A 12,023-nucleotide genomic window follows, 5' to 3' on the forward strand; every position below is an offset into this window, starting at 1 on the left:
CCTTTAATGTATTCCCGCCAGTCCCTGCGCCGCGGCGATCACCGCCTGGCCCAGGGACAGACCGCCATCGTTGGCGGGCAGCTGCCGATGCTGCAGCACGGTGTAACCCGCCGCCTGCAGACGCCGCCGCATTTCGCTGAGCAGGACGCGGTTCTGGAACACCCCGCCCGACAGCGCCACGCAGCGCAGACCCGCAGCTGCCCCCTCACTATCACAAAGCTTTTCCACCATGCGCACCATGACCTGCGTCAGGCCCTTGTGGAAACGCGCCGCCATCACCGGCAGCGGCGTGCCCAACACCAGATCACCCAGCAGCGCCTGCCACATCGCCAGCGGCTCGATGTACGGCAGACCGTTCTGCAGGCGAGGAATCGCGAAGGGATAGGCCAGCTGCTCATCCTCGTGGCGCAGGGTGTGCTGATCGACCAGGGTTTCCAGCTCGATGGCGGCCTGCCCTTCGTACAGCGCCCGCTCGCGGCAGATGCCCATGGCCGCGGCCACGGCATCGAACAGGCGCCCGCAGGAACTGGCCGGCGGACTGTTGAGCCCTTGTCCGAGCATGGCATCGAACACCGCGCGCGGCTGCGCTTCCAGAAAGCGATACAGATCCAGCTCGGCATAGTTCATGGCGAAGCGCGGCCAGCCCAGCTCCGCCATCAGCTGCGCATAGGTATTGCGCCAGGGCTCGACCATGGCCTTCTCGCCGCCCAGCATCGCCACCGGCTTGAAACTGCCCAGGCGCCGGCAGCTGCGGTAGTCGGCCAGCAGAAACTCGCCGCCCCAGATCTCGCCGTTGTCGCCGAAACCCAGACCGTCCAGGGCGATGCCCAGCACTGGCGGCGCATTCAGCGGCACACCGTTATCGGCCAGGCAGGCGGCGATGTGCGCGTGATGGTGCTGCACGCGGCGCAGGGGCAGCCGGCGCTGCTCGGCCAGTTCGTGCCCGAACTTCGAGGAGTGGTATTCGGGATGCGCGTCGATCACCACGGCCTGCGGCTGATGTTCGAACAGCTGCAGGTAATCGCCGACCGCGCGCCGGTAATCGGCCTGCGTGCGTGCCTCGCCCAGATCGCCCATGTGATGCGAGACGATGGCCTCGCCCCGACGCAGCAGGCAGAAGCTGTTCTTCAGCTCGCCGCCCAAGGCCAGCAGCGGCGCGGCCTCGGCAAAGCCTTGCGGCAGCGGCAGCGGATTGGGGGCATAGCCGCGCGCGCGGCGCAGCAGCTGCACGCGGCCGTCCACCACGCGCGCCACGCTGTCATCGACGCGACGCACGATGGCGCGGTTGTGCAGCAGGAAGTAATCGGCGATGCCGGACAGGCGCGCGCGCGCGTCCTCGTCGTCGATGCACTGCGGCTCGTCAGCGAGATTGCCGCTGGTGAGCACGATGGGCCGCGCCATGCGCCTGAGCAGCAGATGATGCAGCGGCGTGTTGGGCAGCATGAAGCCCAGGCTGCGCAGCCCGGGCGCCACCGCTTCCGGCAGCGCCTGGCCTTCGGCGTCGAGCAGCACGATGGGCGCCGCCGCGCTCTGCAGCAGCGCGGCCTCGGTATCGCTCAGGCGCGCGTACTGGCGGATCACGTCCAGATCGCGCGCCATCAGCGCAAAGGGCTTGCGCGCGCGGCGCTTGCGCCGGCGCAGCTCGGCCAGGGCTTCGGCATTGCCGGCATCGCAGGCCAGCTGATAACCACCCAGGCCCTTGATGGCGAGGATCTGCCCGCGTTGCAGCAGGGTGCAGGCGGCGTCCACCTCGTCGAGCATGCTCAGCGCCTGCACGCTGAAGGCGGCGCCATCGGCGCGCAGCAGCTGCGCGCGCGGCCCGCAGGCATGGCAGGCGATGGGCTGGGCATGGAAGCGGCGGTCGTCCGGCGCCTCGTATTCGGCACGGCAGTCCTGGCACAGCGCGAACGCGCGCATGCTGGTGCCGGCGCGATCATAGGGAATGCTTGCGACGATGCTCAGGCGCGGACCGCAGTGCGTGCAATTGGTGAAGGCGTAGCGGTAGCGGCGCGCATAGGGATCGAAAATCTCGGCGCGGCATTGCTCGCAGCAGGCGGCATCGGCCACCACCGCAGTGCGCACCGCGCCGCTGCCGCTGTGTTCGATCTGAAACGCCGGCAGGCTTTCCAGCGCGCAGGTCTGACGTTCGATGCGATCGATGCGCGCCAGCGGCGGCGCCTGCTCGCGCAGTGCCTGCACGAAAGCGGCGATGGCCTCGGCGCCGCCCTGCACGCGGATCTCCACGCCTTCGCCATCGTTGCGCACCCAGCCGCACAGCTGCGCGGCGCGCGCCAGGCGCCAGACCGTGGGCCGCATGCCCACCCCCTGCACCAGGCCCTGCACGCGGATGCGTTCGGCCCGCTGCTCGTCCGCCGCCAGCAGGCTTGCGCCAGGACTCACGGCAGCAGCTCCTGCGCCAGCGGCCAGAGCAGCACGCGGTTGTTGCCGGAATCCGCCACCACCACGCGTCCCTCCTGCACGCTCAGGCCATAAGGCCAGCACAGGCTGTCGCGCACCGGCATCTGCCAGCGGTTGTCGCCCTTGGCATTGAACTGCAGCTGCCCGCTCAGCGCGCGCGCCGGCGCGCCGCTGTGCAGATCGCCCCGGTGCCAGGCGATGATCCGCGAGTTGGCGGTGTCGGCGGCCAGCAGCCAGTCGCCGGCGGCGGCGACGCCATAGGGCATGTTCAGGGTCTCCGCACTGGGCCAGTACAGGGACTGATTGTGATCCACCAGATGCGCCTGCTGCTGGCCCAGCAGGATGTCGCAGGGCTGCTGGTGCCGGCGGGGCAGCTGCGACCAGACCATGATGCGGTTGTTGCCGGCATCGGCCACGCACAGCGCCTCGCCCCAGATCACGACCGCATGCGGCCAGCGCATGCTGGCGGCGCTCGGATCGCCGCCGCCGTTTTCATCGCGCTGCGTGAAGCCGCTCTGCCCCAGCACCAGATCGGCGGCCTGGCCGTTTTGCTGCGGCAGCCCCTGCCACATCAGCACGCGGCGGTTGCCGCTGTCGGCCACCCACAGGCGCGCACCGTCCCAATGCACGCCGTAAGGCCAGAACAGGGTATCGGCTGCGGTCTCGCCGCCGCGATTGCCCTGCGCTTCGAGAAAATCGCGCTGCCCCAGCACCAGATCCGCCGGGGTGTGACTGGCACGCGGCACGCGATGCCAGATCAGCACGCGGTGGTTCCAGGCATCGGCCACCGCCAGACCCTCGCCGCAGGCGCTGATGCCGGTGGGCACGTTGAAGCTGGTGGCACTGGGCGCGGCCTTGCCATTGCGCCCCTCGCTGTAGAAATCGGGCTGCCCGATCAGCCAGTCGGCGGGCGCATGATCCTGCTGCGGCGGCTGCGCCCAGCCCAGCAGGCGATGATGTCCGGTGTCGCAGACCCACAGCGAACCGCCGGCCATGCAGGCGCCGCGCGGTCCGAACAGCGTGCCCGGCTCCGGACGCACCGGCACCGCCAGACCGCAGGCGTCCTCGCGGGCGCCGATGCAGACCTGCGGCCCCTGCGGATCGAGCGCGGCGCGCCCGGCCGGCTCCGGTGCCCGGCTCAGGGCCGGCGTGAGGTGGACCTTCAGCGCCTGATTCATGTGCCACCTCCCTCCAGACGCACCTGCACGCGCTCACCGATCACGCGCACCGCATGGCTACACAGCTGCACTTCGCTGGCGGTCAGACACTCGCCGCTGTCCAGCAGGTATTCGAAACCGTGGTAGGGACAGCGGATCACGCCTTCGCGCACCTCGCCCATATCCAGCGGCATGCCCAGATGCGCACAGCGGTTGTCGAAACAGCTCACCGCATCACCCTGCCGCGACAGCAGCAGCGAGCGGCCCTTGAGCGTGCGTTCCAGCACGCCGCGCTCGGGAATCTCGGTCAGCAGCGCCAGATCCTGCCAGCCACCCTTGGCGTTGAGCGCAAACGGACTGATGTAATGCACGGCAGGGTTGTCGGGGCTGGCGCAGGCATCCTGGCCACGGCTCACCTGCCGGATGTGCTGGATCTCCGGGCAGTGTTCGCGCAGCGCCTTCTCCACGCCCTGGCTCAGGGTGGTGCTGGAGGCCGGGCAGCTGTGACAGGCGCCGGTGAGGCGGATCTCCACGGTGTCCGGTGCCTTCACCGCCACCAGTTCCACGCCGCCGCCGTGCGCCGCCATGTAGGGCTGCACGTCTTCGAGCGCCTTGCGCACCCGCGCCTCCAGCGGTTCGCGCACCAGGCCATGATGCAGCAGCACCGCCCAGATCAGCGGCTCGCCCAGCGCCTCGCGCAGCGCGGTCGCGGCCGCCGGCTCCTGCTTGAGACGGCGGATCAGCCGGCGCAGCGCTTCCTTGTGCAAGGCCTCGATCGCCTGCTTGAGCGCCTGCACGCCGGCCTGCTGCGCAGGCTCCCAGCCGGCGACCACCGCCTCCAGACGCGCGATGTCCTGCACCAGAGCGTCGAGCTCGCGCTCGCCGGCTCCGGATGCTTCGCCCTGCGCTTGCGGCGTGGCGTTCACGGCCGGCCTCAGGCGTACTTCAGATCGCGGAACAGCCAGGGCTGCAGCGCGCCGGCGGCCACCGCGCTGCACAGCACCACCAGCCAGATCGGCAGGCCCAGCGCGCCCAGCAGCAGCACCGCCAGCAGGCTCAGGGCAAAACCGATCAGCCACTGCCGCAGCACCGCGCGTGGCTCGCGAAACAGCTTGCCGCGCAAGAACAGCCGCAGCGAGTTCAGGAACATGTCGATCATGGCAGCAGACTCCGCTCAGACCAGCTTCAGAATCAGCAGACCCAGCAGCACGCCAGGCACCGCCGCCACCGGGCCGAACAGCGCGCCCATCAGCGCCGCCAGCTCCTTGCCCAGCGCCGAAGCGCCCAGGCGCAGGCCCATCAGCGCACCACCGGCGATGGCCAGCACAAAGGCCAGCAGGGTCCACACCAGGATGCTGCCGAGCGCCAGAGGCTCGCTACCCAGCTGCTGCAGAATCGCCATGTTCTCTCTCCTCGCTGTTTTGGCTTTGTAATGATTCAGTCCGCGCCGCCCAGCTCGGTGTCGATATCGGCCAGGGCCTCCTCGACCACGGCAACGGCGTCCTCCCGCGACAGGCGCGCGAAGATTTCGCCCGCCTCTTCGTAGAGCTTGCGCGCACTGCGCAGCGCGGACGCGCGGCCGGACTCGGCCTGCTGCGGGTCCTGCGGCAGATTGCGCAGCACATTGGCCTTGTTGGCGAGGGTGTTGGCGTATTCCAGCGGCGTGTCGCTGGCGTTGCGCACCTTCAGGGCTTCGTCGTAGGCACTCAGCGCACGCAGCCGGTTGTCCAGCGGATGCCCGCTGCGCGCGTACTGCAGCGCGTTGCCGAGGTTGTTCTGGATCATCGCGTACTCGCTGGGATGATCGATCAAATTCACCACCTTGAGCACTTCCTCGAAGGACTGCACCGCCAGCGCCTCGCGCATCGGCGCGCGCTCGTCGCTGACCGGAATGGCCAGATAGGCGACAGCGAGGTTGTTGTGCAGAATCGCGTATTCCTGCGCGTATTGCTCACGGTTGAAGACGCGCAGCGCGCGGTGGTAGCTGGCGATCGCGTCCTGGATGCGCGCCACCCCCTGCCCTGCGAGGCCTTGCAGGCACAGTCCATGATTCAGATGCAGCTCCGCCTCTTCGGCCGGCAGCCGGGCCGCCTGCAGCCGCGGCAAGGCCGCTTCGTAGCAGGCGCAGGCCTCGCGCAGTGCCTGTCGCCCGCCTTCCGGCAGGGCCTGCAAGGCGGTGCCCAGACGTGCCTGGATGCGGGCGTGCAGCAAGGCGCCTTCGTCGAGTAGGGAGAGCGCGCGCCGGTACAGCTCGACCGCGCGTTGCAGATCTTCCAGCTGGCGCGGCCGGCTCTGCATGCCCATGGCGATCTCCATGAGCATCTCGGCCTTTTCCGATGCGCTGACTTCGGCTGATTCCGCCGCCCGAAGAGCGACCTCGTACTGGGTCTCGGATAAAACCTGTCCCATCCGCTCCTCCCGCGCCCCATGGCTGCGACAGCGCTCTCCAGGGGGTGTCTTGATTTATGGGCGAAGGCTACGCGGCCTGTATCGTAAACGTCAATCAAAATTTCATTGTGAAAACTTTGTTTGCACTTTTAGCGAATAAGCGGGCAAAAAAACGACGGACAGCAGAAAAAACCGCCGTGACCCGGTGGCCACGGCGGTGTTCTGGAAAGCAGGGAAACGGCGCGCGGTGCCGGCGCGCCTGACTGTTCTTAGAACTGTCTTTCGGGCGTGCGCAGGATCAGACCGTCCAGCTCGGGACCGATCTGGATCTGGCAGGTGAGACGGCTGTTGGCTTTCACCTCCAGCGCACCTTCCAGCATCATCGCCTCGTCTTCGCTGGGCGGCTTGAGCTTGCCCTGCCAGCGCTCGTCAACATAGGCATGGCAGGTGGCGCAGGTGCAGCAGCCGCCACAGTCACCGACGATGCCGGGAATCAGATTGTCCACGGCGGCCTGCATCACGGTCTTGCCGTCCTCTGCCTCGATGACGCGCTCACTGCCGTTGTGCGCGATGAAAACGATTTTGGTCATGGCTAATCAAATCCGGCCTCACGCCGGACACAGTCATTGCGGTTGGAAGACTGCGCATTGTAAGTCAGCACGCGCTGCAGGCACGAGCGCCGATACAGCGGCTCAGAGACTTGCGTAGAGCGCGCGATACTGGCGTGCCGAGGCGGCCCAGGAGCAGTCGCGGCTCATGAGCAGGCGCCGCAGGGCCTGCGCGGTATCGGCCTCGCGCAGCAGCTGCAGGCCGCGCTGCACGCCGTAGCTCAGGCCGGCGCCGTCGGCGTCGCGAAACTGCACACCGCCCGCGCGCTGCGACTGCAAGGTCTCCGCCGTGGTATCGACCACAGTGTCGATCAGGCCGCCGGTGGCGCGCACCACCGGCACCGTGCCGTAGCGCTGCGCGTAGAGCTGATTGAGTCCGCAGGGTTCAAAGCGAGAGGGCATCAGCAGCAGATCGCCGCCGGCGTAGAGCTGGTGCGCCAGCGTCTCGTCATAGCCGATGCGCACCGCCACCTGCCCCGCCGGCGCGCGCGCCGCCCAGGCGCGCAGCGCGTCCTGCAGCGCGGCATCGCCGGCGCCCAGCAAGGCCAGCTGCGCGCCGCTGGCCAGCAGCGCCGCGCCCGCCGCCAGAATCAGGTCCGCGCCCTTCTGCTCGGTGAGCCGGCCGATGAACACCAGCAGCGGTGCATCATTCCCGGCCAGTCCCAGCTGCGCCTGCAGCGCGCGCTTGTTGGCGCGCTTGCCGGCCGCCACGCTGGCCAGGCTGTAGCGCTGCGCCAGCAAGGGATCGGTGCCCGGATCCCAGACCTGCGTGTCGATGCCGTTGACGATGCCGTGCAACACGCCGCGCCGCCATTGCAGCACGCCTTCCAGGCCGCAGCCGAATTCGGCGCCGAGAATCTCCTGCGCATAGCTCGGACTCACCGTGCTCAAGGCGTCTGCATAGACCAGACCCGCCTTGGCGAAGGACCACTGCCCCCAGAACTCCAGGCCCTGCGGCGTCCACCAGCGCCAGGGCAGCTGCAGGGCCTCGTACTGCGCGCGCGGGAACAAACCTTGATACGCGAGATTGTGGATGGTGTAGAGCAGGCGCGGTCGCTGCAGCTGCTCGTGCAGCCAGGCGGCGGCCAGGCCTGCCTGCCAGTCGTGCAGATGGGCGAGCTGCGGCGTGAACTCCGGATCCAGACCGGTGGCCAGGCGCGCGACCATTTCGCTGAAGCAGGCGAAGCGCTCGGCGTTGTCGCTGAACTCGCGGCCCTGGGCATCGCGATACGGATCGCCCTCGCGCTCATACAGCGCTGCGCACTGCACCAGATACAGCGGCAGGCCGGAGTCGAGCCGACCGCGCAGCAGCTGCAGCGTACGGCCGCGTATCGCGACCGTGGCCAGCGTGTGCAGCTCCCGGCACTTCGCGGCCAGACCGCGATACGCCGGCAGGATCACGCGCGCATCGTCGCCCTGCGCACGTTGCGCCAGCGGCAGCGCACCCACGACATCGGCCAGGCCGCCGGTTTTCACCAGCGGCACGCACTCGGAAGCGGCGTGCAGGATTTTCATCGGCATGAAATGTGTATGGTCAATTTTGGGGCAAGGACAGGCATGACCTTGTCCCAGGGAAGATGAAGCAAGTTTAAGATCAACACGAAAAGATCACGACCGCCGGGCACGAGCCGGTGGCGACACAGCGAGAAAGAGAGAAACATGACTGCAGGTGATACCCGATTCGTCAGCCGCCTCACGCGCGAAACCCTGGCGCTGGTGATGGCCGGCGGACGCGGTTCGCGTCTGATGCAATTGACCAGCGCCCGCGCCAAGCCGGCGGTGCCCTTCGGCGGCAAGTTCCGCATCATCGACTTCACCCTCTCCAACTGCATCAACAGCGGCATCCGCCGCATCGGCGTGCTCACGCAATACAAGAGCCAGTCGCTGATCCGGCCCTTGCAGACCGGTTGGAGTTTCTTGCGCGGCCAGTTCGGCGAGTTCGTGGAACTGCTGCCCGCCGAGCAGCGCTCGGAAATCGCCTCCTGGTATTCCGGCACCGCCGATGCGGTGTATCAGAACCTGGAGTTCATCAAGGAGCATCAGCCGGCCTATGTGCTGGTGCTGGCCGGCGATCACGTCTACAAGATGGACTACGGCCGCATGCTGGCGCATCACGCCAGCACCGGCGCCATGCTCACCGTCGGCTGCCTGGAAGTGCCGCTGGACGAGGCGCGCAGCTTCGGCGTGATGCAGATCGACAACAGCACGCGGGTGCTGCGCTTCGATGAAAAGCCCAAGCATCCCGAGCCGCTTCCCGGCAAGCCGGACCGCGCCCTGGCCAGCATGGGCATCTATGTCTTCGACGCGCTGTTCCTGCTGCGCCGCCTGATGGCCGATGCCGGCGTGGCCGAATCCAGCCACGACTTCGGCAAGGACATCGTGCCCAATGCCATCAAGGAAGGCTCGGTGTACGCCTATCCCTTCACCGATCTCTACGACAGCCGCAAGCAGGGCTACTGGCGCGACGTCGGCACCATCGATGCCTACTGGCAGGCCAATCTGGAACTGGTGGACGTGCAGCCCGAACTCAATCTCTACGACAACGACTGGCCGATCTGGACGCATCAGCTGCAGGCGCCGCCGGCGAAGTTCGTGTTCGATGAACCCAACCGTCGCGGCAGCGCCATCGACTCCATGGTCGCCGGCGGCTGCATCGTCTCCGGCGCGCAGGTGATCCGCAGCGTGCTGTTCTCCAATGTGCGCGTGGAGTCCGGCAGCCATGTCGAGAAGACCCTGCTGCTGCCCAATGTCACCGTCGGCCGCAACTGCCGCATCCGCAATGCCATCATCGATGAAGGCTGCGTGATTCCCGACGACACCGTGATCGGCGAAAACCCCGAGCGCGACCGCAAGCTGTTCCACCTGAGCGAGGGCGGCGTCACCCTGGTCACGCGTGAGATGCTGCTGAGCTGAAGTCCCGTCCGGCCCGCTGGCACTCCTTCATCACAAGGCTCCCATGCCCGTTCCGCATTCCGCGTCGCTGCCTGACGATATCGCCCATGCGCTGGCCGAGGGTCGCTGCGAGGATCCCTTCGCCTGGCTGGGCCCGCATGGTCGCGGCCAGGCCCGGGTGATCCGCGCCTATCTGCCTTCGGCACGCGCGGTGGAGGTCATCGCGCACCACAGCGATCTGGTGCTCGCCAAGCTGGCGCCGCAACAGCTGGACGGTCTCTACGCCGGCGCGGTGCCGGGCGATGCGCCGTATCGTCTGCGCATCCACTGGCCGGAGGCGATCCAGGAAACCGAGGACCCCTACAGCTACGGTCTGCTGCTGGGCGATCTGGATCTGCATCTGTTCAACGAAGGCCGCCACTACCGGCTCGGACACTGCCTGGGCGCGCAGCTGCTGCGCATCGGCGAGGTGCCGGGCGTGCGCTTCGCGGTCTGGGCGCCGAATGCCCGGCGCGTGTCGGTGATCGGCGACTTCAACAGCTGGGACGGGCGTCGCCATCCGATGCGCCGGCGCGGCGACTCCGGCGTCTGGGAGCTGTTCATCCCGCGCCTGAGCGCAGGCTGCCTCTATCAATACGAGATCCGCGGCGCGCAGGGCCTGCTGCCGCGCAAGGCCGATCCGCTGGCGCGGCAGGCCGAGGCCGCGCCCGGCTGCGCCTCGGTGGTCGCGGGCAACCAGGATTACGACTGGCAGGACCAGGATTATCTGGCGCAGCGCGCGCAGCGCCAGAGCGCGCAGGCGCCGATCAGCATCTACGAGCTGCACGCCGCCTCCTGGCGCCGCCGCTGGGATCCGGGCCGGCCTTCGCTGCAATGGGACGAGCTGGGCGATCAGCTGATTCCCTATGTGCAGCAGCTGGGCTTCACGCATATCGAGCTGCTGCCGGTGATGGCGCATCCTTTCGGCGGCTCCTGGGGCTATCAGCCCCTGGGGCTGTTCGCGCCACAGGCCAGCTTCGGCGAGCCGGAGGCCTTCAAGCGTTTCGTGGACCGCTGCCATCAGGCCGGCCTCGGCGTGATTCTCGACTGGGTGCCCGCGCATTTCCCCACCGATGCGCATGGCCTGGCGCGCTTCGACGGCACCGCGCTCTACGAGCACGAAGACCCGCGCGAAGGTTTTCATCAGGACTGGAACACCCTGATCTACAACCTCGGCCGTCGCGAGGTGATGGGCTTCATGATCGCCAGCGCCCTGCACTGGCTGCAGGAGTACCACATCGACGGTCTGCGCGTGGACGCCGTGGCCTCCATGCTCTACCGCGATTACTCGCGCAAGTCCGGCGAGTGGGTGCCCAATCAATACGGCGGCCGCGAGAACCTGGAGAACGTGGCCTTTCTGCGCGAACTCAATCGCGTGGTGCGGCAGCGCTGTCCGGGCGCGATCATGATCGCCGAGGAATCCACGGCCTGGCCGGGCGTATCCAACGATATCGAGCACGGCGGCCTGGGCTTTCACTACAAGTGGAACATGGGCTGGATGCACGACAGCCTGCGCTACGCACAGCGTGATCCGGTGCATCGCCGCCATCATCACCGCGATCTCAGCTTCAGCCTGCTCTACGCCTTCTCCGAAAGATTCGTGCTGCCGCTCTCGCACGATGAGGTGGTGCACGGCAAGGGTTCGCTGATCAACAAGATGAGCGGCGATGAATGGCAGCGCTTTGCCAATCTGCGCACGCTGTTCTGCTGGATGTGGACGCATCCGGGCAAGAAGCTCTTGTTCATGGGCGGTGAGTTTGCGCAGGCCCGCGAGTGGAATCACGACACGGAGCTGGACTGGCCCTTGCTGGCGCAGGCGCCCAATGCCGGCGTGCAGCGCTTGATTGGCGACTTGAACCGTCTGTATCGCGAAGAGCCGGGCCTGCATGCACGCGATGCGCAAGGCGATGGTTTCGCCTGGCTCAGCGCCGACGATGCCGCGCACAGCCTGTATGCCTACGCCCGTTATGCGCAGGACGCACCGGCCATCGTGGTGCTGCTCAACTTCACACCGGTGCCCCGTCCGGGCTATCGCCTGGGCGTGCCGGCGGCGGGCAGCTGGCGCGAACTGCTCAACAGTGATTCGCAGCATTACGGCGGCAGCAATCTGGGCAATGGCGGGCTGCTGCACAGCGAGGCGGTGCCCAGCCATGGGCAGGCGCAATCGCTGGTCCTGAACCTGCCGCCGCTGGCGGCGCTGATTCTGCGGCATGGCAGCTGAGATGCAGATGCAGATGCAGATGCCAGACCGTGCCACACGCGCAGCAATCGTAGGGCGGGTTAGGCGCGCCAGCGCCGTAACCCGCCATGGCTTTGCTGTTGCTGCTCGGTGTGATGCTCGATCTGCGCTTGGTTTCGTGCGCCCTCCGGCGCCCGAGGTACTTCTCTTTGCTCGTGCAAAGAGAAGTACCCAAGAGAAAGCACGCCCTACGCCTCGCATCCGTCGCCGCTGTCGCGGCGCCGGCAGCCTGCGCTGCTCGCGTGCTCGGGGCCGTTGCAGACGCGCCATCCATGGCGCGGC

General features: G+C 67.7%; 10 protein-coding genes. 2 read left to right on the top strand and 8 right to left on the bottom strand.

Annotated features, from left to right (window positions below):
* Positions 1-3: 3 nt before the first annotated feature.
* From hypF to glgA, 8 genes are all read right to left on the bottom strand, one after another.
* Positions 4-2,400 carry a carbamoyltransferase HypF gene (hypF, locus tag BMY12_RS05885; protein ID WP_218140100.1) on the bottom strand — a complete coding sequence of 799 codons (2,397 nt, stop codon included), beginning with the start codon at positions 2,398-2,400 and terminating at the stop codon, positions 4-6.
* Complete coding sequence (locus tag BMY12_RS05890) at positions 2,397-3,596, bottom strand: NHL repeat-containing protein (RefSeq protein WP_093283353.1); 1,200 nt, start codon at positions 3,594-3,596, stop codon at positions 2,397-2,399. The genes hypF and BMY12_RS05890 overlap by 4 nt, the downstream gene beginning before the upstream one ends.
* Positions 3,593-4,501 (bottom strand): NifU family protein, encoded by a 909-nt coding sequence (locus tag BMY12_RS05895; RefSeq protein ID WP_093283356.1) that lies wholly within the window; start codon positions 4,499-4,501, stop codon positions 3,593-3,595. The genes BMY12_RS05890 and BMY12_RS05895 overlap by 4 nt, the downstream gene beginning before the upstream one ends.
* 8 nt (positions 4,502-4,509) lie before the next feature.
* Positions 4,510-4,734, bottom strand: a complete 225-nt coding sequence (locus BMY12_RS05900; protein ID WP_093283358.1) for a hypothetical protein — start codon at positions 4,732-4,734, stop codon at positions 4,510-4,512.
* Positions 4,735-4,749: 15 nt separating this feature from the next.
* On the bottom strand, positions 4,750-4,977 hold the full coding sequence (locus BMY12_RS05905) for a hypothetical protein (RefSeq protein ID WP_093283361.1): 228 nt from the start codon (positions 4,975-4,977) through the stop codon (positions 4,750-4,752).
* A gap of 35 nt (positions 4,978-5,012) precedes the next feature.
* Positions 5,013-5,897, bottom strand: coding sequence for a tetratricopeptide repeat protein (locus BMY12_RS05910; RefSeq protein ID WP_218140101.1), 885 nt, complete (start codon positions 5,895-5,897; stop codon positions 5,013-5,015).
* A 335-nt stretch (positions 5,898-6,232) separates the two neighbouring features.
* On the bottom strand, positions 6,233-6,553 hold the full coding sequence (locus tag BMY12_RS05915) for a 2Fe-2S iron-sulfur cluster-binding protein (protein ID WP_093283366.1): 321 nt from the start codon (positions 6,551-6,553) through the stop codon (positions 6,233-6,235).
* A gap of 102 nt (positions 6,554-6,655) precedes the next feature.
* On the bottom strand, positions 6,656-8,092 hold the full coding sequence (gene glgA / locus BMY12_RS05920) for a glycogen synthase GlgA (RefSeq protein WP_218140102.1): 1,437 nt from the start codon (positions 8,090-8,092) through the stop codon (positions 6,656-6,658).
* Positions 8,093-8,230: 138 nt separating this feature from the next.
* Between glgA and glgC the strand changes: the two genes are divergently transcribed.
* Positions 8,231-9,484, top strand: coding sequence for a glucose-1-phosphate adenylyltransferase (glgC, locus tag BMY12_RS05925; RefSeq protein ID WP_093283369.1), 1,254 nt, complete (start codon positions 8,231-8,233; stop codon positions 9,482-9,484).
* Between the two features lie 43 nt (positions 9,485-9,527).
* The gene (glgB, locus tag BMY12_RS05930) at positions 9,528-11,723 is read left to right on the top strand and encodes a 1,4-alpha-glucan branching protein GlgB (protein ID WP_093283371.1); all 2,196 of its coding nucleotides are present in this window, start codon (positions 9,528-9,530) and stop codon (positions 11,721-11,723) included.
* The last annotated feature ends 300 nt before the right edge of the window (positions 11,724-12,023 follow it).

Origin of the sequence: Solimonas aquatica, from assembly GCF_900111015.1 — a bacterium.
GTDB lineage: Bacteria > Pseudomonadota > Gammaproteobacteria > Nevskiales > Nevskiaceae > Solimonas > Solimonas aquatica.

Bases quoted from the DNA above. Each gene is read 5' to 3' on its own strand.
- BMY12_RS05890 (WP_093283353.1), bottom strand. From the start codon at position 3,596: ATGAATCAGGCGCTGAAGGTCCACCTCACGCCGGCCCTGAGCCGGGCA.
- BMY12_RS05915 (WP_093283366.1), bottom strand. From the start codon at position 6,553: ATGACCAAAATCGTTTTCATCGCGCACAACGGCAGTGAGCGCGTCATC.
- BMY12_RS05910 (WP_218140101.1), bottom strand. From the start codon at position 5,897: ATGCTCATGGAGATCGCCATGGGCATGCAGAGCCGGCCGCGCCAGCTG.
- BMY12_RS05905 (WP_093283361.1), bottom strand. From the start codon at position 4,977: ATGGCGATTCTGCAGCAGCTGGGTAGCGAGCCTCTGGCGCTCGGCAGC.
- BMY12_RS05900 (WP_093283358.1), bottom strand. From the start codon at position 4,734: ATGATCGACATGTTCCTGAACTCGCTGCGGCTGTTCTTGCGCGGCAAG.
- glgA (WP_218140102.1), bottom strand. From the start codon at position 8,092: ATGCCGATGAAAATCCTGCACGCCGCTTCCGAGTGCGTGCCGCTGGTG.
- glgB (WP_093283371.1), top strand. From the start codon at position 9,528: ATGCCCGTTCCGCATTCCGCGTCGCTGCCTGACGATATCGCCCATGCG.
- glgC (WP_093283369.1), top strand. From the start codon at position 8,231: ATGACTGCAGGTGATACCCGATTCGTCAGCCGCCTCACGCGCGAAACC.